Source organism: Moraxella sp. K23 (assembly GCF_041154765.1).
Lineage (GTDB): Bacteria > Pseudomonadota > Gammaproteobacteria > Pseudomonadales > Moraxellaceae > Faucicola > Faucicola tetraodonis.
On sequence record NZ_AP031595.1, the window covers coordinates 1,542,962 to 1,565,284 of the forward strand.

At 42.5% G+C, this 22,323-nt stretch carries 20 protein-coding genes; 6 read left to right on the forward strand and 14 right to left on the reverse strand.

Features of this window, described 5'->3' with window-relative positions:
• Positions 1 to 31 precede the first annotated feature (31 nt).
• The 5 genes from hfq to ACAM37_RS06775 all read right to left on the reverse strand — a co-directional run bounded on the left by hfq (position 32) and on the right by ACAM37_RS06775 (position 4,486).
• Entirely contained in the window at positions 32 to 577 is a 546-nt protein-coding gene (hfq, locus tag ACAM37_RS06755) for an RNA chaperone Hfq (RefSeq protein WP_369625825.1), read from the reverse strand.
• Between the two features lie 158 nt (positions 578 to 735).
• The gene (gene miaA, locus ACAM37_RS06760) at positions 736 to 1,788 is read right to left on the reverse strand and encodes a tRNA (adenosine(37)-N6)-dimethylallyltransferase MiaA (protein ID WP_369625826.1); all 1,053 of its coding nucleotides are present in this window, start codon (positions 1,786 to 1,788) and stop codon (positions 736 to 738) included.
• A 3-nt stretch (positions 1,789 to 1,791) separates the two neighbouring features.
• The gene (mutL, locus tag ACAM37_RS06765; RefSeq protein WP_369625827.1) at positions 1,792 to 3,384 is read right to left on the reverse strand and encodes a DNA mismatch repair endonuclease MutL; all 1,593 of its coding nucleotides are present in this window, start codon (positions 3,382 to 3,384) and stop codon (positions 1,792 to 1,794) included.
• Entirely contained in the window at positions 3,377 to 3,814 is a 438-nt protein-coding gene (gene tsaE, locus ACAM37_RS06770) for a tRNA (adenosine(37)-N6)-threonylcarbamoyltransferase complex ATPase subunit type 1 TsaE (RefSeq protein ID WP_312535483.1), read from the reverse strand. The genes mutL and tsaE overlap by 8 nt, the downstream gene beginning before the upstream one ends.
• Before the next feature lie 78 nt (positions 3,815 to 3,892).
• Positions 3,893 to 4,486 (reverse strand): 6-pyruvoyl trahydropterin synthase family protein, encoded by a 594-nt coding sequence (locus tag ACAM37_RS06775; RefSeq protein ID WP_369625828.1) that lies wholly within the window; start codon positions 4,484 to 4,486, stop codon positions 3,893 to 3,895.
• Positions 4,487 to 4,823: 337 nt separating this feature from the next.
• On the opposite strand from ACAM37_RS06775, the gene ACAM37_RS06780 reads away from it, so the two are divergent.
• The 3 genes from ACAM37_RS06780 (at position 4,824) to ACAM37_RS06790 (ending at position 8,477) form a co-directional block, all read left to right on the forward strand.
• Positions 4,824 to 5,459: a response regulator gene (locus tag ACAM37_RS06780; protein ID WP_036603711.1), complete on the forward strand. Its 636-nt coding sequence runs from the start codon at positions 4,824 to 4,826 to the stop codon at positions 5,457 to 5,459.
• Between the two features lie 3 nt (positions 5,460 to 5,462).
• On the forward strand, positions 5,463 to 7,106 hold the full coding sequence (locus ACAM37_RS06785) for a sensor histidine kinase (RefSeq protein WP_369625829.1): 1,644 nt from the start codon (positions 5,463 to 5,465) through the stop codon (positions 7,104 to 7,106).
• 204 nt (positions 7,107 to 7,310) lie between these two features.
• Complete coding sequence (locus ACAM37_RS06790) at positions 7,311 to 8,477, forward strand: acyl-CoA desaturase (RefSeq protein ID WP_050324109.1); 1,167 nt, start codon at positions 7,311 to 7,313, stop codon at positions 8,475 to 8,477.
• Positions 8,478 to 8,569: 92 nt separating this feature from the next.
• On the opposite strand, the gene ACAM37_RS06795 is transcribed toward ACAM37_RS06790, so the two are convergent.
• From ACAM37_RS06795 to ACAM37_RS06835, 9 genes are all read right to left on the reverse strand, one after another.
• Positions 8,570 to 9,319 carry a histidine phosphatase family protein gene (locus ACAM37_RS06795; RefSeq protein WP_369625830.1) on the reverse strand — a complete coding sequence of 250 codons (750 nt, stop codon included), beginning with the start codon at positions 9,317 to 9,319 and terminating at the stop codon, positions 8,570 to 8,572.
• A 114-nt stretch (positions 9,320 to 9,433) separates the two neighbouring features.
• A complete protein-coding gene (locus ACAM37_RS06800) occupies positions 9,434 to 10,225 on the reverse strand; it encodes a metallophosphoesterase (protein ID WP_369625831.1) in 792 nt (263 codons plus the stop codon).
• Positions 10,226 to 10,242: 17 nt separating this feature from the next.
• Positions 10,243 to 10,944 (reverse strand): orotidine-5'-phosphate decarboxylase, encoded by a 702-nt coding sequence (gene pyrF / locus ACAM37_RS06805; RefSeq protein WP_369626845.1) that lies wholly within the window; start codon positions 10,942 to 10,944, stop codon positions 10,243 to 10,245.
• A gap of 77 nt (positions 10,945 to 11,021) precedes the next feature.
• Positions 11,022 to 11,381 carry a lipopolysaccharide assembly protein LapA domain-containing protein gene (locus tag ACAM37_RS06810; protein ID WP_219330980.1) on the reverse strand — a complete coding sequence of 120 codons (360 nt, stop codon included), beginning with the start codon at positions 11,379 to 11,381 and terminating at the stop codon, positions 11,022 to 11,024.
• A 161-nt stretch (positions 11,382 to 11,542) separates the two neighbouring features.
• The gene (locus tag ACAM37_RS06815; RefSeq protein ID WP_036603685.1) at positions 11,543 to 11,839 is read right to left on the reverse strand and encodes an integration host factor subunit beta; all 297 of its coding nucleotides are present in this window, start codon (positions 11,837 to 11,839) and stop codon (positions 11,543 to 11,545) included.
• A 271-nt stretch (positions 11,840 to 12,110) separates the two neighbouring features.
• Positions 12,111 to 13,781, reverse strand: a complete 1,671-nt coding sequence (gene rpsA, locus ACAM37_RS06820; protein ID WP_050324503.1) for a 30S ribosomal protein S1 — start codon at positions 13,779 to 13,781, stop codon at positions 12,111 to 12,113.
• A gap of 137 nt (positions 13,782 to 13,918) precedes the next feature.
• Positions 13,919 to 14,668, reverse strand: coding sequence for a (d)CMP kinase (cmk, locus tag ACAM37_RS06825; protein WP_369625832.1), 750 nt, complete (start codon positions 14,666 to 14,668; stop codon positions 13,919 to 13,921).
• A gap of 287 nt (positions 14,669 to 14,955) precedes the next feature.
• Complete coding sequence (locus ACAM37_RS06830) at positions 14,956 to 15,303, reverse strand: PilZ domain-containing protein (protein WP_313091703.1); 348 nt, start codon at positions 15,301 to 15,303, stop codon at positions 14,956 to 14,958.
• A gap of 93 nt (positions 15,304 to 15,396) precedes the next feature.
• Positions 15,397 to 16,560 carry a DNA-directed DNA polymerase gene (locus ACAM37_RS06835; protein ID WP_369625833.1) on the reverse strand — a complete coding sequence of 388 codons (1,164 nt, stop codon included), beginning with the start codon at positions 16,558 to 16,560 and terminating at the stop codon, positions 15,397 to 15,399.
• Positions 16,561 to 16,859: 299 nt separating this feature from the next.
• Between ACAM37_RS06835 and ACAM37_RS06840 the strand changes: the two genes are divergently transcribed.
• The 3 genes from ACAM37_RS06840 (at position 16,860) to ACAM37_RS06850 (ending at position 22,254) form a co-directional block, all read left to right on the forward strand.
• Positions 16,860 to 19,247 (forward strand): site-specific recombinase, encoded by a 2,388-nt coding sequence (locus ACAM37_RS06840; RefSeq protein WP_369625834.1) that lies wholly within the window; start codon positions 16,860 to 16,862, stop codon positions 19,245 to 19,247.
• 96 nt (positions 19,248 to 19,343) lie between these two features.
• Complete coding sequence (locus ACAM37_RS06845; RefSeq protein WP_472826312.1) at positions 19,344 to 20,120, forward strand: Nif3-like dinuclear metal center hexameric protein; 777 nt, start codon at positions 19,344 to 19,346, stop codon at positions 20,118 to 20,120.
• Positions 20,121 to 20,790: 670 nt separating this feature from the next.
• Positions 20,791 to 22,254: a transglycosylase SLT domain-containing protein gene (locus tag ACAM37_RS06850; RefSeq protein ID WP_369625835.1), complete on the forward strand. Its 1,464-nt coding sequence runs from the start codon at positions 20,791 to 20,793 to the stop codon at positions 22,252 to 22,254.
• Positions 22,255 to 22,323: the final 69 nt, after the last annotated feature.

Genomic DNA, 22,323 nt, shown 5'->3' on the forward strand with positions numbered 1-22,323 from the left:
GCCACTTAGTATCATATTTGGAATTTAAAAATTAATACTTGTCTTCACCATTGCCGTTGGCATCATCGTCAAAATTGGCATCGTCTTTAGTAGGCTCGAAATTCATATTGTCATAGCCGCTATCAAAACCACGGTCAGCAAAACCACTGCGATCATACGGTGCTTGCGCAAACCCTGTACGCTCCTGCGGGTAGCCACGTTGGTCATTGTCATAACCGCCGCCATCAAAACCGCGATCGCCAAAGCCACCACGATTAGCAAATCCTGTGCGATTTGCGCCATAGCCTGATTGTTCAAAACCGCCTGCTTGACCAAAGCCCAGTTGGCTAGACTGACCATAGCCACTTGCCCCTGGCATTGGCGTGGCTGAACGTGGATTACGGGCTGGTACTACCGTCGAAATGGCGTGTTTGTACACCATTTGACTGACAGTGTTTTTGAGTAACACCACATATTGATCGAAAGATTCGATTTGACCTTGAAGCTTGATACCATTGACTAAAAAAATAGACACTGGAATACGGTCTTTGCGCAAAGAATTTAAGAAAGGGTCTTGTAGTGTTTGACCTTTTGACATAGGTTTCTCCCAGAAATAAACAGAAAGTTAGTTAAATTATTATATTTTTAGACGACTTTTTAATTATACCTTAAATGACAGCTTATTGGCTTAACACGAATGGTAATAGCTACACTAAACAAGCGCTTAGATAGTATTATCCAAGCATAGCACTGCTTTTAACTTGTTTTTATTAGCAGCGTTCTTGCCTGATCAATAGTTGTTAAGGGTGTTATAGCAAACCGCTCAACCAATTGTTGTGTACTTACTAGCTTACGCATCCATGTATATTGGCGTTTTGCTAGCTGTCTTGTAGCATATAATGCCTCATTTTGCATAGTTTGTCTATAATCTTCAATTGGGGAGCTGTGCGTGTTTAGTAAAAAACGCACCACATCATCATGAAAATTTTCTTCATTATTATCATATGTAAACACTGTTGTATTTTGTATTTTTTCTAAAAAATCCCAAGCTTGCCGGTAGCCAACGCAGCGCATGGATGGCAGATCAGCCGTAAGGTGATACTGTTGTTGCAGGGCAATCACTTCTTGTAAAAAGCCTTGCTGCCACATGATATCTAGCCGAAGTGCGATACGCTTGTGTAACCAATCACGATCGGGCATGACGGCTAAAATCTGCCAACGCTGATGTGGATTGTCGGCTAACGCCCTAGCGGGCTGATTCTGCCAAGCGCTTAATGGCTTACCTGTTTGTAGATAGATTTCCACCGCTCTGCCAATTCTTTGTGTATCTGTGGTTTTGAGTTGCTTACTAAGAATAGGATCTACCTGGGTTAAATAAGCATGCAGCTGTTCAATCCCCTGCTCGGCAATCAGTTGGCTGACTTGTTGGCGAATCTCCGGCAAGGTTGCTGGGATATCATTAATACCTTGAATCAGTGCCATATAGTACATCATCGTTCCACCCACCAGCACGGGTGTTTTATTTTGCTGATGCGCAAGCTTGATATGATAGTCCACATCGTTGACAAACTGGGCAACGCTGTAGCTTTGCTCAGGACTAATGATGTCAACGAGCGCATGTGGATACTTTGCCAATTCTTCACGTGTCGGTTTGGCGGTACCAATATTCATATCCCGATAAATCAAGGCAGAATCTACCGAAATAAGACGATATTTGCCTGTTTCGTAGAGTTCGTACGCCAACGCTGTTTTACCGCTGGCAGTAGGTGCAATCAGGCAAATCACGTCTTGTTTATCGGCTGTTATCATAGCTTATTCTGGGGATTCTGAAGATGACTGGAAATTAGATGAATGCGACAGCAGCCATTGTAGCATGTCAGTTTCACTGACTCGAATGGCATTATCGGTAATTTGGGTAAAAGCAGCTTGATTCAAATAAGATTGAACATACGCTTTATCATAACTGTCTATATGATGATATTGTAAATCAAGCAGATAAAAATATCCTTGCCAAAAAATTAAAGCAAAAGTTTGATGCTGGTTTTCAAATTCATGCTTGTTTTCAAATAAGGTCACTAGCTGTATCGAGTCGCTATCAGTTAACTTATCAAAATCACCCTTGGTTACTAGCTGATAAAGCGACTGATTTTCGGCAACATGGGTTAGCTCATGGGTGGCGTTGGGTTTCTCACCCGTCTTTATCTCACTGGTCTTTATATACTGAATGGACGTAGTTTCACCTGCAGGCAATTTTTGAAATTTATCGACGTTACTGTCATCAGTATTTATCACGTAAACTTGCTGTTGCAGGGTTTTTAACGCAGTCATTTTAGGCTGCAATTGCGCTAGCATATGCTGAGACAACCAAGCTAATATATTGGTCAATGGTTGGATTTTGACCTGTTGTTTACTTGGGTGAATATTGACATTTATCCACTCGGCAGGCAGCTCAAAAGACAACGCATAGCCCATTTGTAGCGAATTATCGATGCCAATACCTAGCTTGCGACCCACTTTTTGTATGGCTTGACTAATCGCCAAATCACTGACCAAACGATGATTGATATAAATCAGTTTTGGCAGATTATTTTTATGGGCGATAAAAAACCAGCCGGTGACTTGGGCATTTAAATCCTCTGTCTGTGCCTGTAAACCTTGCAGCGATAAATAAAATGGCTGTGCAATCTCAGCCAATGGCAAATTTAACGCTTGTTCAAGCCGCGCCAAACTAAACGCGGGCAAAAAAGGCAATGCAGCACCCTCTAAATTTTGGTGAGGTGCTTTGGCTGACTGCGTTAAGCTAAAACGCAATTTGTCTTGATGATATAATTCAATCTGCACATCGGCAAAACTAATCGCTAATCGCTGCACGACTTGTTCAATATGGGCAAATTCTGTGGCAATACTTTTTAGGTGCGAGCGTCTGCCTGGCACATTGAAATACAAATCGCGAACGCTGACACACGTGCCGCGATGTTTTACGATAGGGCGAATAGTAGCTTGGCTTACCTCACTACCGCTCACGCTCAGCTGTTGCCCTATGCCGCTGTCATTGTGACTACTGGTTAATGTCAAATGCGATATCGCTGCAATGCTCGCTAGTGCCTCGCCGCGAAAGCCTAAACTATGAATACCAACCAACTCGCTGACATTAGCAAGTTTACTGGTGGCATGGCGAGTGACTGCAAGCGTCATGTCATCAGGATGAATTCCCATGCCGTTGTCACTAATTTGAATCAACCCAAGCCCGCCTTGTTTGATATCGATTCGAATATGAGTAGCCTTGGCATCGATCGCATTTTCAATCAGTTCTTTGACCACAGAAGCCGGACGCGTCACTACCTCGCCAGCAGCGATTTGGTTGATAAGCAGTGGGGATAATTTATGAATACGGTTGTCAGGCAAAACTAATCGTCACTTCTCGTTGTTCATCATCCAGGCGTTTGATATCAAGGGTGGCATTGGGCGGCGTCAAATAGCCTGCTGCACGACTCGCCCATTCAATAATGACCAAACTATTTGGCTCATCTTGATATTCATAAAAGCCGATAAATTCCAATTCTTCAGGATCATTAAGGCGGTATAAATCAGCATGATAAACCGGCTTAATTGTACCATCGTCCTGCGTAATACGATAAGGTTCAACCAGGGTAAAAGTCGGACTTTTTACCGCGCCTGTATGCCCCATTGCCTGTAGCCAATAGCGGGTAAGCGTGGTCTTACCCGCACCCAAATCACCCGACAGCCAAACGCTACCGGTTAAATTCATTTTGGCAAGCTCTTTGGCTAAGGCTTGGGTGTCGATTTCAGATTTTAGGAGGATAGTTTTATTCATGTCGATTAATTTCCCAGCTTGCCCAATGTTTGTCCTAAATCAAAAATCGTTACAACGACCCCGTCAGATACCAACAGCTTAGTCAACTTGTAAAACCACTGTCGGATTGAAAAATTTTTCGCCTTTCTTTAATTTGTCATACATGTTTGGGTCATGCCATTCGGCTTTTACTTGCTCGCTAAATTCAAAATCACCTAGCGTCAATGCGCCCATTTGGGTATTATCGACATCCTCTTCAAAGCACTGTGCATAGCCTGTGGCTGTTTCGTGGGCGATGACGGAATACACTTTGACATCGGTTTCGCCATTTTGCATTTGGGTTTGTTTTAAGATTTCTCTTGCCCAAAAAAATACCACGCGGCTAAACTGCTCTGCCGAGGGCGAAACGGGCAAACTAATCCATCGCGCGCTAAATTTTTTGCAGGCGTCAATATAGTCAGGGTCATCTTTATCCCAAAAACAAATAGCATGATCAAAACTATCAATGATGTCTTTAATCGATGATTTTAACAGCCCAAAATCATACACCATTTGCCCGTGATCGAGGCGGTGCGCTTCTAAAATCAGCTCGATTTGGTAACTATGCCCATGAATCGAGTACTTGCAGCGATCGGAGCTACAATTGCGCACGATATGGGCATTTTCAAATTTAAACAGCTTTCTAATTCTCATAATGGGATTCGCATTTTTTTAGCAGTAATTTAGCAGTAATAAGGGTTTGAATGCTAGCTATTATAAAGCTATTGGGCAAGTTAAGCGAATTTTAGTCATGTACGCAAATTTGCCTACCTAAATTTACCCATAACCTAAACAAAAAATCTAGTCACATTTAAGACAGTAACTCACGTCTTAAATCGCTAACTGTGCTAATATAAAAACTTGGGGATAGACAGTTATTTTTGAAAAATGAGTTTTCTTTAGCTGACTCTTTTTTATATAAAGTCTTGTTGATACAAAACTTTGTTGGCATAAAGATAAGCATAGATAAGCGCGGTGGAGATAAAAAATGATGATTAGAGTATTGGTCGTTGACGATCATGATTTAGTCCGCATGGGTATCGTACGGATGCTGTCAGATAGCCCTGACATTGATGTAATTGGTGAAGCTGCCGATGGTGAAACCGCGATTATCAAAACCAAACAATTAAAACCCGATGTGGTGTTACTTGATGTCAATATGCCTACCATTGGCGGGTTAGAAGTCACTAAGCGCCTGCTTCAAACCGATAAAAATACTAAGATTTTGGCGGTCAGCTCTTTGGTTCAGCAGCCCTACCCATCCATGCTCATCAAAGCAGGGGTGAGTGGCTATATCACCAAAGGTACACCGCTTGATGAGATGATTAAAGGCATCAAAAAAGTCCACCAAGGCGGGCGTTATTTTAGCGCCGATGTTGCCGAGCAGCTTGCTGATATTTTATTCACTGACAATTCAGAGTCGCCATTTGATGCGCTAAGTGAGCGAGAAATGCAGGTGGCGATGATGGTGGTCAATTGCAAAAGTCCACAGCAAATTGCCGATCAGTTGTTTGTGAGTGTCAAAACAGTCAATACCTACCGCTATCGTATTTTTGAAAAGCTTAATATCGACAGTGATGTCAAACTTACCCATTTGGCTATGCGTCACGGTTTGATTCAACCCTAAACCATGATTACCAATCCTGCGTTTTCATCGCTATTTGATAAGCCAAGTACCCAAGATAAAACCAAAAAAATCGGTAACGTCTACAATGCTTACCGTATTATTATTGCTATCTTTTTTTCCTTTAGTTTTATGTGGGCATTAAAAAGTGCACAGCATGACTATTGGGTATTGATTAATCTTTTTCCCACTTTTTTCTATTTTTTCTTTAGTATTGCTTTATTTATTTTGTATTATTTTTATCCCAAAAATCCGCTGTTGATGGTCGGGCTAACTGTCGATGCGCTGGTACTCACTACCATGTTGTATTTTAGCGGTGGTAATGATTTACAAGTGATTTTGCTGTTTTTGGTGCAAGTTGCGGCGGCCTTTATGTTGGTGCGCTCCAACCAAGCTATTTTGCTGACTATTTTTGCCATCACGTTGGTTATTTATCAGCAGTTTTATCAAACCCTAAAAAACGATGTGAACTACGCGCTGGTTAATAACGTGGCTTCGATGGCGATTAGCTTTATCGGAGTGGCTTATTTAAGTTATACGTTATCCAAACGGCTTAAACAAATTGAGCTGCTCTCTGAGCGCCAAGTCAATGAAGTCAATGCGCTAAATGCCATCAACAATAAAATCGTGCAAATCATTGACCAAGGGGTGGTGGTATTATCCCACGATTTAGAAATTTTTATCGCCAATGATACCGCACTCGAACAACTACATCTGCCCAAGGCCCTTGATAATTTTAATTTACTAGACATTTCCCCCTTATTAGCCGCAAGACTTGCACCCATCATCCAAGAGCCTGAAGAAACTTTAATAGTGCGGCTCGGCGCAGCGACTGCTAGCACACCTTTGGCCGTTGGCATTGAGCCCAATCACCAAAGTTTTAATGACTTGCGACTTCGTATCACCCAATTAAGACAGCAATATGCCATTATTTTTATTGAAGATTTACGCCACGAGTTTAGCCGCGCGCAGCAGTTAAAACTTGCGTCGCTGGGGCAATTATCCGCCAGTATTGCCCATGAGATTCGTAACCCGCTGGCAACCATTAGCCAAGCCAGTCAATTATTAATGGAGGAAGTTAATGAGGCTGACAGTGGCTTATCCGATGATAATATCCTGCTATATGAGATGATTTATCACCAAACCATTCGGGTCAATAAAATCATCGAAGATGTGCTTAAATTATCTCGTCAGCAGCGCCCTAATTTTGTTTATATTGAACCCAAAACTTGGCTAAACGATTTTATACAAGAAAACTTTAGCGGGCAGAATATTTTTCTGCACTGCCATACTGATAAAGGCTTTATGTTTGATAACTATCAGCTAGCACAGATTTTGGTCAACCTTATCAATAACGGGCTGCGTTTTAGTAGCAAAACCCAGCCTCATGCTTTTGTCACCCTTCAAGTGTATGAATCTGGCAAATCTATTCATATCGATGTGATAGATACGGGTCACGGCGTTGCCAAAGAAAATATTCAGTATTTATTTAATCCGTTTTTTACCACCGATAATCAGGGCACGGGTCTGGGGCTTTATTTGTCGCAGGCCTTTTGTCAGGCGAATTATGCCAATCTAGAATATGTGCCCAGTGAGGGGCAAACTTGCTTTCGGATTATTTGTCAAACCAAAACTTTACCATCCGTCTAAAATATCTTTGTAGCTAAAATTTTTAATTGAATTTTTTGGCTAAAGCATTCATATTACAGTAAGTTTATCGATATCAATTTAGCAAAATTGTCGGGAATTTGAGTGTATATGTGTTCACTTTTTTCCATTTTTTCAGTACAATATAGCGTCAATGATTAAAAAAATACATGTCGTATTTTGATCATCCTCAGGACATTTATCTCTATGGCACAACCTCAATCTTTTGAAAACGCGCCCATCAATTGGATCCCTGCGTTTGTCTTAATTAGCACGCCTTTGGCGGCTTTATTGATTGTACCTTATTACTTGTGGACACATAGCGTCAGTTGGCAAGTTTGGGCAATTTTCGCATTCTTTATGGCTTGGAATGGGTTAAGTATTACCGTTGGTTATCACCGTTTATGGTCACATCGTACTTACCAAGCGCATCCGATTGTCAAATGGTTCTTTCTGATTGGCGGCACCTTAGCTGTTCAGGGGTCAGTATTTGACTGGTGTGCCGGTCACCGTTTGCACCACCGCCACGTCGATGATATCTATCAAGACCCCTACTCTGCCAAGCGTGGCTTTTGGTTCTCACATATCGGTTGGATGCTCAAAAACTACCCAAGCGGCCACTATGACTACAAAAATATCCCAGATTTAAAAGCTGATCCTGTGTTAGTCGCGCAAGATAAATATTATGCCCTGTGGATTTTATTGGCCAATATTGGGTTGCCGGCGCTGTTTGGTTGGATGGTGGGTGATGTTGCAGGTACCTTAGTACTTGCAGGGTTACTGCGCTTGGTGTTAAGCCATCATTTTACTTTCTTTATCAACTCGCTTTGCCATATGTTTGGTACCCGTCCTTATACCGATACCAACACCGCGCGTGATAATCCGATTCTGGCGATTTTCACTTGGGGCGAAGGCTATCATAACTACCATCACTTTTTCCAATACGACTATCGCAATGGGGTAAAATGGTGGCAATATGATCCTAGCAAATGGATTATTTATGGCTTGTCAAAAATCGGTTTGACTTGGGATTTAAAACGTGTCCCAGATGTTACTATTCAGCATGCGCAAACAGAAATGGCATTCAAACGTGCTGAGAAAAAAGTTGCGACTTTTTCAGGGAATTTAACCAGCGATTTCCAAGTGATAAAAGATCGTTTAAACAGTGAACAACAAGCCTTTAAACAAACGATTGCAGAATGGCAAGCGTTAAAAACGCAAGCCATTGAGATGAAAAAAAATGAGTTCGCCCAGCGTATTCATGAAGTTGATGATAAGCTAAAAGACCAGTTTAGTGGCATCGAGGATAAACTTCGCAATCATGCTCAACAAATTGAAAATTTGGTTAATCATTTAAAAGGCAAACATGTTTGATTAAAACATGAAAATGTTTAAAGGTTGACTGTGTCAAAAAAGGTAGGATAAAGTCCTACCTTTATTATTTTTATGGTTTTGTTGGGTACCGATTAGTCTTGTAACGGATAAGAGGGTGAAAATGGGTCTAACAATTCAATCAATCGGCGTTCATAGCACTGTCCACGCCAAATAAAATGTACTTTTGCCTCACTAAAGGGTTTATCATCAAACCACAAAAACACCCCTTCCATCATTTTTGGCCAATCATCCCAGCTAATTTCACCCACGCCCATCATCACCGCTAAAAACGCTGACAATAGCGTATCATGACTAACCGCCAGTAATAAATGCCCGTGCTTTGGCTGATGCTGAAATAAAAGCGCTAATAAATCCAAACCGCCTTTATGTGGCGCTTTAATCCCTGCCATGTCGCCCGCCAAAAAACGATTGATAAAATTGAGCGCACCAATTTGTTTGAATACCTTACTCACTTCTTCATGGTCAACCACCAAACTACCTGGCTCTACCAACAGTGATTGGTGCGACACATTCCTTGAGATGCCGGCCCCTGCTTGCATTAAAATCGCGGTATCAATACAACGTTGTATCGGGCTACTGATGCTATCTACATCCATCGAGTAATCTAAGTTGGCAGCCAACCAACGCCCCCAAGACTCCGCCAACACTCTACCTTTTGGTGTTAGTGGTAATGCATAACTGGCAAAGCCATTCTTATCTGACATCTCGCGTAATGAATGGCGAGTAAATAGGATTAATCGCTCATGTTTCGGCAGTAGCTTGACCGAGTCAATCATACTGGGCGGTAAATGAGCAGGCATGGTGTTGATTGAACTAGACATTTAAATACGCATTCCTTATATCTTTTTATCTTTGCACCACAAATTGATACTATAAATTGATGAGGTCAAAAATTTAAGCGATTAAATGGGATGTTACTGCGGCAAACGCGCCAATCATACCATGACTTCAATGACTTTATGCCAGTCAAAAACTATCCCGGTACTACTGATTTCATTAGGGTAGGCTCTGGGATTGACAATAACACGTGTATGACCTTGCTGATAATCAAACGCTTCATGGGTATGTCCATGCAGCCAAATATCAGGCGCAAAATCGCTCTGTAACCATTCGCTCAAATCAACAACAAATCCCGCATTACTGGGAAAATTGGCATATTTTGGTGCGATAGATAATGGACTAATGCTATGATGTGTCATCACCACGGTGGGCATAGCATCTTTTTGGCTTTGTTTTAAGGCATTTTGTAACCATGCCCGCTGCCGCTCATGAATAGATACGGTATCTTGGGGCGTTAACAGTCGGTTATCATAATAAATCTCGCGATAATCGCGCATAAACTGCTGAGCAATCTCCAACGTATTATCTTGTGGTTGATATTGATAATCCGTCCAAAGCGTTGTACCAATAATTCTGACACCCATAAATTCAAAGCTCGCGCATTGTAAAAAGTGCACTTGCGTATCTTGCGTCAATGCCTTTATTTGGGCATCTAACTCAAGAATATTATGACCAAAATACTCATGATTGCCCACAATCACAAAAATTGGTTTCTCAAGTCGCTTCGATTCGCCGATGAGCCATTCGATGCCCAAAAGCCCATTGGATGTGTCACCCGCTACTAAAATAGCATCGGCATTTGTGTATGGGATTTCACCAATCGGCAAATCCCTTCTTGCATAGCTATCAATATGTAAATCACTTAACACTTGAAAACGTACTGGCATACATGACTCGAAATGGATTATTTTAACGTATCCAAGATATATTGCAGTTTTGCAGTGGGATCCGCTGCCGCCGTGATTGACCGCCCAATCACCAAATAATCAGACCCATTTGCTATGGCATCTTTGGGCGTGCAAATGCGGGTTTGGTCATTACTGGCGTCTTCTGGCAGCCTGATACCTGGGGTGACTAACAGAAAATCCTTGCCGCAAAGCTGTTTAAGCACATTGGCTTCTTGTGCAGAGCAAACCACCCCATCAAGCCCAGATTGCTGCGTCAATAATGCTAGTCGCTTGACATGATGTTCCACCGAGTCAGTGATGCCCACTTCAGCCAAATCTTGCTGTGACATAGAGGTCAGCACCGTCACCGCAATCACTAAGGTTTGGTAGTTTTGCGCTGATAGACGCGCTTTCACCGTTTGCATGGCGCTGCGCCCCGAACTGGCATGTACATTGACCATCCACACCCCCAAATCAGCCGCCGCTAATACCGCCTGCGCAGTGGTGTTGGGGATATCATGAAATTTTAAATCCAAAAACACCTCAAAATTACGCTGATGTAAGGATGTCACTAAGCTATTACCATATTTGGTAAATAGCTCTTTGCCAACTTTCACCCGGCACAATGTAGGATCCAATTTATCCGCCAAGCTTAATGCCTGACGGTCATCCATGTTATCCAATGCCACGATAATGGGTGACTTGATGGCTGATTTGATGAGTGATGTTGCTTGCGGTACTGCCACTTGATTCATAACAAACTGACTCTTTTTTTTAACATGATAGTATGGATTGCTTATCGTACGGGTGGTAAATTAGGGTTGGCTACGGTAGGTGCAATCGTTGCATTGCTAGTTTGCGCTAAATGCTGTTCATAATTATGCTGCGTTTGCATCAATTTTTCTTGGGTTTGCTTTAACTCTTTAGATAAGCGCTGATTTTCCAGTTTCATCTGTAACACACGAAATAAAATCAACCCCATCAATAGTCCCGCGATGACCCCTAAAACAATGCTAATAATCAGCAGTAACCCCAAACTCATTTGTGGCACTTGGCTAAACAGTAAATTTACTTCGACTTGGTTGTTATTCACCAATACCAACATCAATGAATAACCAACGACCACGAACAACAAAATCGCTAACAGGTAACGCATAGTTTCCTCCTTGGTTATTTTAATCAATCTACATTTTTGAATGCCACTATTATTACAGATAATTCAAAAAAAAGAGTGGATTTTTTGTCCACTCTTTTTGATCAATCATATATTAAACCATAGCGTAAGTTCAACAACGTTAAATGGCTCAAAAACCGCAACTAACGATGATGATTGACTGCCTCTCGCAATGCTTTGCCAGGTTTAAAATGCGGTATCGCCGTTGCTTTCACGGTAACTTTCTCGCCTGTTTTAGGGTTGCGCGCCACACGTGGCTCACGATGATGCAAACTAAAACTACCAAAACCGCGTACCTCGACACGTCCGTTTTGAGATAAGGTATCGACCATCAAATCAATGATTTGCTTGGTGGCATCCTCAATGGTTTTTTCTGGTATATTCTCACATTCACTTGATAATCTAGTGATCAAATCAGATTTGTTTAACACTTTTTCCATACTACCCCTAACACGCTAAACGTAACTGTCGTAGTCTAAATTACAGAATGATGGTTTTAAAAACTTCGTTACAGTTCAAGTTTATCCAGCAATCTATTAACAATTCTAATAATGAAAAATTACATTTCATTACTTTTCTTCGCATATTATAACAAAACCACCTTAAATTCGGCGGCTTTTTTTAGACTAAATATTCCATTTTGCTACCTAAAAGGTGAAAATAAAAAAAAGCGACTAAGTTAGTCGCTTTTTTTATCACTCACAAAACCGATTATTGGTTTTGTTGTTGCTCTTTGATTAAGTCACCAATGGTTTTTGGTTGGGTATCAGCTGCTGCATTTGAACTTAATGCTTTGATAGCATCACGTTGCTCTGCTTCGTCTTTTGCACGAACTGATAGGTTGATACCGCGAGTTTTGCGATCCACGCTAACAATTTTCGCTTCAACTTCATCACCGACATTCAGTACAGTGGTCGCATCATCTACTTTGTCTTGTTGGATTTCTGAAGCACGTAAGTAGCCTTCTACATCATCAGCTAGTTTTACTTTAGCGCCTTTGGCATCAACGTCAGTTACTACCCCTTTCACTACTGCACCACGATCATTTGATACTAGGTATTCGTTGAATGGGTCACTGTTAAGTTGTTTGATACCCAAGCTGATACGGTTAGCTTCTGCATCTACAGACAAGATGACCGCTTCAACGGTATCACCTTTATTGTAGTTACGAATCGCTTCTTCACCACTTTCAGTCCAAGAAAGGTCTGATAAGTGAACTAGACCATCAATACCACCTTCTAGACCGATAAAGATACCGAAGTCAGTGATTGATTTGATAGTACCAGATACTTTATCGCCTTTTTGGTGGTTCTTATCAAACTCTTCCCATGGGTTTGGCATGGTTTGTTTGATACCTAGGCTGATACGACGACGGTCTTCATCGATATCAAGGATTTGAACCATGATCTCGTCACCGATTTGTACTACTTTTGAAGGATGGATGTTTTTGTTGGTATGATCCATTTCAGAAACGTGTACCAAGCCTTCGATACCATCAGCGATTTCAGCAAAACAACCATAGTCAGTCAGGTTGGTTACACGTGCTTTAACGTTAGTACCTTTTGGATAGTTGTTAAGAACGTCTTGCCATGGGTCAGTGCCTAGTTGTTTTAGACCTAAGCTGACACGGTTACGTTCGCGGTCAAATTTTAATACTTTAACTTTTAATTCTTGACCCACTTCAACCACTTCTGATGGGTGCTTGATACGGCGCCATGCCATATCTGTGATGTGTAATAGACCATCGATACCACCTAGGTCTACGAATGCACCGTAATCAGTCAAGTTTTTCACCACGCCGACCACTTCTTGACCTTCTTCAAGGTTAGATAGTAGTGCTTCACGCTCTGCTGAATTTTCAGATTCCATCACAGCGCGGCGGCTAACAACGACGTTGTTGCGTTTTTGATCCAGCTTGATGACTTTAAATTCTAGCTCTTTGCCTTCTAAGTGCGCAGTGTCGCGTACTGGGCGAGTATCCACCAATGAACCTGGTAAGAACGCACGTACTGAACCGATATCAACCGTGAAACCACCTTTAACTTTACCAGAGATAAGACCGGTTACGATCTCATTGTTCTCATAAAGTTTTTCAAGTACGTTCCAAGTTTCAGCACGTTTTGCTTTTTCACGTGACAATAGGGTTTGACCCATACCATTGTCAACCGCATCTACAACGACTTGAACTTGGTCGCCAACTGCTACTTCAAGCTCGCCTTGTTCATTCAAAAATTCTGAACGCGCAACGATACCTTCTGATTTTAGACCCGTATCTACGGTAATCCAGTCGCTATCAATCGCAACTACGGTACCTGAGATAACTGCACCGCGTTCTACGTCAAGTACTTGGCTTGCTTCAAACAGTTCAGCAAATGATTCCATCATAAAATTTACCTTTGTATAGCCGTAGCCTGTCCAGCACAGTACGGTTCAAATTAAGATTTTTCATAAACATAAGGCTGGTTTTAGTGCCTATAAAAAATCGATAAAATTTTTAAAAACTGTTAGTTAAAAAATAGTTAGTTAATTGTCAAACCACGTTCAACACACAGTTGCCAAACTTGCTTAAACACTTGCTCAGCATCGATGGCTGAGCTATCAATCACTATCGCATCATCGGCAGGCTTAGCCGGTGAAGCACTGCGTGTACTATCACGCTCATCACGCGCAATAATTTGTGCCAAAACTTCCTCAAAATCTGCCTGTTTGCCAGCATGGGTTAACTGACTGACACGGCGCTCGGCTCGTGCCTCAGAGGATGCGACCAAATAAACTTTCAGCGCCGCATCGGGAAAAACCACTGTGCCCATATCACGCCCGTCTGCAATCAAACCCTTTTTTGGGTTGCCTTGCGACGTTGCCATATTTTTTTGTAAATCCAATAGGGCTTGACGCACCTTCGGAAATACCGCGACTTTTGACGCAAAGTTCCCCACTTCTTCGGTGCGAATCACTTCGCTCACATCGTTGGCATTCACGAGCACTGTCACATGCTCAGAACCCGCTTTTGCGGCTGCAAACTCAATTTTTAACGATTGGGTTAAATCAGCTAGCGCAGTTTCATCAATGCTGTCCGTTAACAAACCCGCTTGGTGGGCTGCAAGCCCCACAATCCGATACAGCGCTCCTGAATCTAAAATTTGATAATCCAGCAGCTTTGCCAGTCTTGCCGTCAATGTACCTTTACCTGCACCACTTGAGCCATCAATGGTGATGACGGGCAGGCTCGCGGTTAGATCAAAAGACGGTTGCGTTAACGTTTGTGACATGCCATTCTTAGGAACAAAGCAAAAATAGTCGTATATTTTACGCCTGAAAGCTATTTTATACAAGTAATTTGACACAAGGATTGACTAAATTGCGTCTCATTTTTTGCCAATGCAAAAAGGGACTAAAAACGAGAAATGCACCGATACGCAGAGTGATGATTAACCATTGCGCGATAGAAGAAAAAAAGCTAGCGACTTACCGGATTAAGCATAAGCTCACCTTTAGCAATCGCTGGCTTCTAACAATCACAGGCTAAAACTGCCAAAGGTTCAACAGTTTCCAAAATTTATAGCGTAAAGGTGGGTTTATCTGAGCTGATATGACCCGCTAACAGCCGGTCAACTTCGTTTTTGATACGTAACCCTGCTTCGTCTTTGCCAAGCTGTAACGCATAGCCTGCAGGGCGCTGTGCCTGTGCGCGATGGTTGACCCACACCACTTTGCCATGCAGCGGCATTCTCTCACTCGAATTTGGCAAGGTGATTGCCACAAAGGCTTGACTGCCTAGTTGTTGCTGCTGGTTAGTAGGAATAAATAACGCACCGTTTTCAATAAAAGGCAGATAGCTAGCATACAATTTTTCGATCGTATCATAGTTAATGGTGGTGATACCGCCACGAGATGGCATTGCCATAATCACTGTTCCTTTTACTAACGCATGGGGTTACCAACGTATGGTGAATGATAAATAATATAGATAATTGGGTAATATAGATAATTGAGTAAATTAGCAATCAAGCATGGTGCTAAAAATTTTATCATAGCATAACTTATCTTGGATATGTTGCTGTCTATCTTGCCAGATTTGATCGATGACCTGTTGTAATTGGCTAATTTGCTTTAATGTCGGTAGTGGCTGCAGCTTGCCAAAATCTAAGTCATTGGATGACGCTGAGATACCGACGGCAAATTGCCCCAATGGTATTAACAAAGCTTGCGACAAGTACAAAAAGTCCGTCAATGTCAGCGTTTTTTGCCAATAGTTGCTGGCTTGTACAGGCGTACGTTGCCCGCTACGAACCGCTTGAAAGCTGTTTATCCAAGTTTGGCGGTGTTGATACCATTCGCTGTGTAACATTTGCAGTGCCAAAAAAGGCGCATAACCAGACCATCCATTGACTTGTTGTAGCGTCGCAGTATCGGTATTTGGCAATAACTGCTGCATCGCTTGCATTGACTGATCGGGGGTCACATGGCTCACTGAAAATGCCTGTAGCCGCGAGCGAATCGTTGGCAGTAGCTGCGAAGGACTATCGCTAATTAATAGCATTAATACATTTTCGGCAGGTTCTTCTAATGTCTTAAGAAGCGCGTTACTGGCTGCTAGAGTCATCGCATCCGCTTGGTGAATAACCACAATTCTTAATCCGCCACTCGACTGCGTGACAAACGGCTGTAATTCCCGAATTTCGTCAATCTTGATGCTATAACTTGACTGATGGGTTGGGGCTTGCGCCACAAGAGCATTGTTTACTTTAGGTTTGGGCGACGCGTCACGCGCCACGGTGGGTGTGGGAATTTGATAAAGATCGGGGTGGGTATTGGCAATCAGCCATTGGCAACTTTGGCATTGCCCACAGGCAGTTGCCACACCTTGTACATTGTCCCGTTGATTCTCACACAATGCCCATGCGACAAACCGATACACAAAAGCACGTTTACCAGTCCCCGCATTGCCTGCAAACAACATCGCGTGCGGCAAGGCGTCTATATGGGTGGTCAAATACTGCCAAGTTGCCTGTTGCCACGGCAGTAAATCCATAAATAGCCACTGCTGTATCACCTGTTGGCTCACGGGATCTGGATAGTAGTATTGGGTTACCTCATTGTGTGTTGATTCGATATTGGGTTGTTTGGTGCTTTTTGCTTGGGTAGTTATAGTCGATGCCATAGAAAAAAATCAGTCAACAGAGTAACTATAGTATAATCGCTGCAGCTAGATAATCAATTAGGATAATCAGTCAGGTTGTTTTCTCGAAGACATGAATGCGGTAACACGTCGCGTTATTTTATCCCTTACTGTCTTTAAACCTTGGCCCATAAGATTTTTGTTGCAAATAAATGATGGATTTTTTCTGATGAGTCGATTAAATTTTCATCTTAAGATATCTATTTTCGTATTTTTTCTTATAGTTGTGATTCACCCTATTTAAAAAAACGATTCAATTTTCTGTTTACTTCGAGGTTAGTTTGACGAATTTATCGCAACCTAATAATCAAGATACGTTACCCAATGCCCAACATCGTTATGATGCGGCGGATATGGCAGACCAATTGAAGGTGATGCCAACCTTAGAAGCGCGTTTAACTACTATTTTAAACGAAATTAATGCGCTGCGTGACTTTCCGCAAGTTACCCTATTTAAACAACTGCTAGATACCTTGCGTAACCGCGCAAATGATGCTACGACCGCCAATGAACAGATGGCACTATTCGTTCGACTATTGCGCGGCAATCGTGTGTGGGCAGAAGGGTTTTGTGTGTTTATGCTTACCTTGATTAGTCGTTATCGTCAGGTGTCGCTATACACGGATTTGGGTATCTTGTCAGACGCTGGCTTTACTTCGCAATTTTTTGATTTGGTCGGTGAAAAGCTATTACCCTCTGTACCCGATGACCGCGATTTGATTGGCTTATTTAATGCGTTTTTTGCCACTCCAAAAACTCGCTACTGGGTGCGCTTAATCCATGAGCGCTGGTGGATTGAACTGATACTTATTCTTAAAGTACCCGCAGGCAAAGAAGCATTGGTGCAAGCGCTTGAAGCCAATGTGCTCAAAGCCATTACTATTTTAACTGCGCGTATCAACGGCATCGGGCTCAATGCTGATTTAATAAAGGCGTTTCCCAATCCGATTGACAATCAAGATACTTTCATTGCGCTAAATCGCGAAGTCGCTGAATTTGTCAGTCAATACCAGCTCAGCATGCAGCCAGGGGATGAGCAAGCGATGCCACAGCCTGAGGTGGATAGCAGTCAAATTTTAGTGTTGACCGACCAAGCGCGTACTATGATGCAAAACATCCGTCGCCGTATACATCGAACCGGTATTACTGTGCGTACCACCAATATGTTGGTGCGCCTTGAGCAAAGCCTGCAGCGTCTTGAATTGTTGGTGTCACTGCTATCTGACAACGATCATATCAAGAAAAAAACCATCATAGAGCTCATTAACACGTTGTATGAAGATTCATACCACCGCAGTAGTTTTAGATATTTATTTGGCATCAATACCGCGCTCTTGTCGCGCCGTGTGACTGAGACTGCCAGTAAGGTCGGCGAGCATTATATCAGTACCGATAAAGCGGGCTATCGCCGTATGTATAAAAAAGCAGCATTGGGTGGTCTACTCATCGGCTGTATGGCGACCCTTAAAATCCTAGGGAAATCCTTACCGCTGGCACCTTTTGGCGTGGCTTTTTTAAACAGTATGATTTACGGTCTTGGCTTTGTGGCAATTCATATCATTGGCGGTACAGTGGCGACCAAACAGCCTGCCATGACGGCTGCCGCGATTGCTTCAACCATCTCAGAGGTAAAAGGACGCAAAGCGGCACGATTTACCAAATTGACAGAATTGGTCGTTGATATCATGCGCACCCAGTTTATTGCCATTATGGGTAATATTTCAATTGCAATGCCCATTGCGCTACTGATTTCGTCCCTGTGGCTGTATGGACTGGGTCGTCCGTTAACATCGGAAGCTAGCGCAGAGCACTTGCTGCATGATCTCAACCCGTTTACCTCGCTTGCTATCTTTCATGCCGCGATTGCTGGGGTGTATTTGTATATTTCAGGGTTGATTGCAGGCTATTATGATAATCTTGCGGTACACAACAAAATTGGTGAGCGTATCCGCAACCATCCTACCCTCAAACGGATAATGAGACCTGTGACGTTATTGCGTTTTAGCGATTTTATCGAGCGCAATCTGGGTGCGATTATGAGCAACTTTTTATTCGGCTGCTTTTTAGGTAGTACGGCGACCATCGGTTATATTTTTGGCTTGCCGCTCGATATTCGCCACATTGCCTTTGCATCTGCCAACTTTATTCATGGGATTTTTAATATTTATGCCAACACGGGCGAGTTTCCAGAAATCGGTATTATTTTGGTTAGCCTATTTGGAGTGATGGTCATCGGTATGATTAACTTGTTGGTGAGTTTTTCACTCGCGTTAATAACCGCCCTACGCGCGCGTGACGTGAAAGTCTTTGAGTGGAAATTCTTATTTGAATTGGTCGCCTCGCATTTGATGACCCAACCCTCTGACTTTTTTATCCCGCGTAAACAGCCGATGAACTATGCGCTCATCGATAGCGATGGTAATATTATCTATGATGACAAACCGATTGCAAACGATGGTAAAAATAATAAAGGACATAAAACTGCCCTGACATCACAGCCAGAAGAACATCCGCATGCTACTATGCCCCATATCGACAATATCAGCCATACGGAAAAATTGACTGATGAAGAAATTGCAGAGAAAAAACAGGCAATTAAAGAAAAAGTGGTGCAAAAGGCGGTCGACAATATCACCCCAAATGACACGGCAAGCAAACTACCTAAATAATTGATGAAACACTAAATACTGTAGAAACATGATAACTTTTTGGCAGATACGATTTTGGAAGACAGAATTTTGAAAGATACAATTTTGGAAACTACAATGAACCAACCTGCAACTTCAATGAGTCCGACTCAATTGGCGCATCGGTTAAATGAGCTATTAAAAATTAATGAATTCCAAGATTATTGTCCCAATGGTCTGCAAGTGGATGGTGGGCAGCCGATACAGCACATCCTCACCGGTGTCACAGCCTCTGAGGCATTGATTGAACAAGCGATTGCGCACAATGCCCAAGCGATTTTGGTGCATCATGGCTATTTTTGGAAAGGGGAACCTGCGCCATTAATTGGCATGAAAGGCAAGCGTATTCGTTTGTTGATGCAACACGGCATTTCCTTACTGGCTTATCATTTACCGTTAGACGCTCATCCCCAATTGGGCAATAACGCCCAATTAGCGCGAGCGCTGGGCTGGAGTGATTTGTCGCCGCTATACCCTAATGAAAAACATCCGATTGGTAATATCGTGGATTTAGCAGCGCCGTTGTCGATTGCAGCTCTCACCAACAAACTATCGACTACCTTAACCCGTCCGCCCCTACATTTATCCGGGGGTAATCAAACAATTTCGCGCATTGGTCTGTGTACGGGTGGCGCACAGGATATGATTGAGCAAGCGGCACAAATGGGTTGTCAAGCCTATATCTCCGGTGAAGTATCAGAGCGAACGACTCACATAGCGCGTGAGCTGGGTATTGATTATTTTGCCTGTGGACATCATGCCACCGAGCGAGGTGGTGTGGTTGCATTGGGGAATTATGTCAAAGAAAATCTTGCTTTGACCGTTGATTTTGTCGATATCGATAATCCTGTGTAAAATCGGGCAATTTATTGACTAATTATTACCCGTTAATTGCATTTTAGCGGGTTTTTTACGCTTTTTATCATAAATTTGCCTTTCGTTACCGTCAACCACATGACGCGTAACTTTAATTTCACTACAATACCCCCATTGTTTCATATAACTAACTGTAATGCCATGCAGTAAATATTGTTATTGTTTATTTATTTTATGCGTGCCATACGTTACCCTACGTTAAATTCTTTAGGTAAGTGCTTGGGCTTATTAAAAAATTTTTAATTTGCCAGTACTTACAAAAATTTTAACCCTTTTTCGGGTTGTACTTGATTATTATTTATTTCGATAGTTCTCTACGATGGATAGGGATTTATCACCGTCCTAGGTATAAGGGGAGCCAACCTGTTTGGCTCTTTTTTTAGCGTTAAGTTAATAACGACCTATTTTGGATGGAAGCTTTTTTGGCTAGATTTAGGATAGAGTTAGATAGTTGGATTAAGCCATGTACTTATGTGGCTTGGCTGACTGGTGCTTATTTTGACTAGTACTAGGTTTAACTGGTGCTTAGTTTGACGGGTACTGGGCGTGACTATCGATTCGGTTCTTAGTTTCATAAAATGTTTTCATTTGGCATAGTTGTTTTTTATTAATTTAACGTATCTAACGTATGTGCACCGTGGAGTGACACATGCCGCTAAACTCATCATTTGAGTATTGTGATGATTTGGCTTTGACCTATCCTGCGTCGATTTCGATGTCGGTCAAAGCATTTTTAAGCCCTTTAACTTTATACCCGTTTCAACACCCTTTATTACACTTTAGTAAATACGCGACCCAATTTAAACGCTTGCAATTCTTTCCGATTCAATTCAAGCCTTGTTTGTGTGGGGTGATGTCGCCAAAAATTGCCCAGTCTCGTGTGCCAGCGGTGCCTAGCCACGTGCAAGATTTGGGGCAACTGGCTAATCCGTCCGCTCGGCTCATTGATCGCTTTATCAAGCCGCTAAAATGGTTGAGTGCCAGTAAAAAGCTGGCAGCTGTGATGGGGATTGGTTTGCCCTTAGCTTATGTTGCCACTCAGATGGGCGTTACTGACAAAGTCGACAATGGCAATGCTAATACCCTTGCCTCACCTACTAGCATGGTTGCAGCACCAAAAATGGCGACTTTTGATAGTATTCTATCTCAAAAGCAGCTGCGTATTGCCACCGTCAATGGTAATACCACCTATTTTGCTCAAGATGGTTTTGAGCACGGCTTTGGCTATGATGTCATGCGCCATTATGCCAAGCGATTGGATGTTACCATGAGCACACAAGTATTTGCCACTGATGGGGACGCGATGGCGGCTGTCAAAACGGGCAAAGCCGATATTGCCTTGACCAATGGGTCGGATTACCAAAACGCCACTGCGTTATCATCGCTGAGTCTAAGCTGTGACAAAGATTATTTATCAAAGCAGGGTCTCAACGAGCATGTTGCCATACAGCTAAACCCCAACGATGTCAAACTCAACGACGATGTAAAAAACTTCCTTTGTGGCGGTCAATCGCTCACCCGTAATCAACATTTAGCCGCGTTTTATAGTCAAACACCATTGGCAGAGCCGTTTAATCAACAACATTTTGCCGATACCATGACACGCGTGTTGCCCATCTATGAGCCATCTTTTAAGCAGACAGCAAACAAATACCGTCTTGATTGGGAACTGCTTGTGGCAATGGGGTACCAAGAATCGCATCTCGATGCAGAAGCCACTTCGCCAACGGGTGTGCGCGGTATCATGATGTTAACCAATGCCACTGCCAATGCGATGGGCGTTGATAATAGGACTGACCCGACGCAGAGCATCCAAGGCGGCGCTAAGTATCTCAGTCAGCTGCAACATGAATTTGCCCAAGTACCAGCATCGGATCGGGTATGGTTTACCCTAGCGGCTTACAATATGGGTCCACAAGCGATTAAAGATATCCAGCAGATTTTGCAAAAGCGCGGTATTGATGGCAACAATTGGGCAGCCGTGTATCAGTATTTGAAAGTCAATAGTCAAAGCAATAGCCGTTACGTGCAATGCTTAGATTACGTCACCCATATTCGCAGTTATTTGGAGGCGTTAAAATTAGACAAAGTCAATCATCGTCAATTGACTTGATGAGTATGTGTATAAAAAACGGCAAATTTTCAAAAAAGAATGGTTTAACGCCATTCTTTTTTTTATGCT

Excerpts from the sequence above, each read along its gene's own strand:
- hfq (WP_369625825.1), bottom strand. The coding sequence starts at position 577 with ATGTCAAAAGGTCAAACACTACAAGACCCTTTCTTAAATTCTTTGCGC.
- miaA (WP_369625826.1), bottom strand. The coding sequence starts at position 1,788 with ATGATAACAGCCGATAAACAAGACGTGATTTGCCTGATTGCACCTACT.
- tsaE (WP_312535483.1), bottom strand. The coding sequence starts at position 3,814 with ATGAATAAAACTATCCTCCTAAAATCTGAAATCGACACCCAAGCCTTA.
- ACAM37_RS06775 (WP_369625828.1), bottom strand. The coding sequence starts at position 4,486 with ATGAGAATTAGAAAGCTGTTTAAATTTGAAAATGCCCATATCGTGCGC.
- ACAM37_RS06780 (WP_036603711.1), top strand. The coding sequence starts at position 4,824 with ATGATTAGAGTATTGGTCGTTGACGATCATGATTTAGTCCGCATGGGT.
- ACAM37_RS06785 (WP_369625829.1), top strand. The coding sequence starts at position 5,463 with ATGATTACCAATCCTGCGTTTTCATCGCTATTTGATAAGCCAAGTACC.
- ACAM37_RS06790 (WP_050324109.1), top strand. The coding sequence starts at position 7,311 with ATGGCACAACCTCAATCTTTTGAAAACGCGCCCATCAATTGGATCCCT.
- ACAM37_RS06795 (WP_369625830.1), bottom strand. The coding sequence starts at position 9,319 with ATGTCTAGTTCAATCAACACCATGCCTGCTCATTTACCGCCCAGTATG.
- ACAM37_RS06800 (WP_369625831.1), bottom strand. The coding sequence starts at position 10,225 with ATGCCAGTACGTTTTCAAGTGTTAAGTGATTTACATATTGATAGCTAT.
- ACAM37_RS06810 (WP_219330980.1), bottom strand. The coding sequence starts at position 11,381 with ATGCGTTACCTGTTAGCGATTTTGTTGTTCGTGGTCGTTGGTTATTCA.
- ACAM37_RS06815 (WP_036603685.1), bottom strand. The coding sequence starts at position 11,839 with ATGGAAAAAGTGTTAAACAAATCTGATTTGATCACTAGATTATCAAGT.
- rpsA (WP_050324503.1), bottom strand. The coding sequence starts at position 13,781 with ATGGAATCATTTGCTGAACTGTTTGAAGCAAGCCAAGTACTTGACGTA.
- cmk (WP_369625832.1), bottom strand. The coding sequence starts at position 14,668 with ATGTCACAAACGTTAACGCAACCGTCTTTTGATCTAACCGCGAGCCTG.
- ACAM37_RS06830 (WP_313091703.1), bottom strand. The coding sequence starts at position 15,303 with ATGGCAATGCCATCTCGTGGCGGTATCACCACCATTAACTATGATACG.
- ACAM37_RS06835 (WP_369625833.1), bottom strand. The coding sequence starts at position 16,560 with ATGGCATCGACTATAACTACCCAAGCAAAAAGCACCAAACAACCCAAT.
- ACAM37_RS06845 (WP_472826312.1), top strand. The coding sequence starts at position 19,344 with ATGAACCAACCTGCAACTTCAATGAGTCCGACTCAATTGGCGCATCGG.
- ACAM37_RS06850 (WP_369625835.1), top strand. The coding sequence starts at position 20,791 with ATGCCGCTAAACTCATCATTTGAGTATTGTGATGATTTGGCTTTGACC.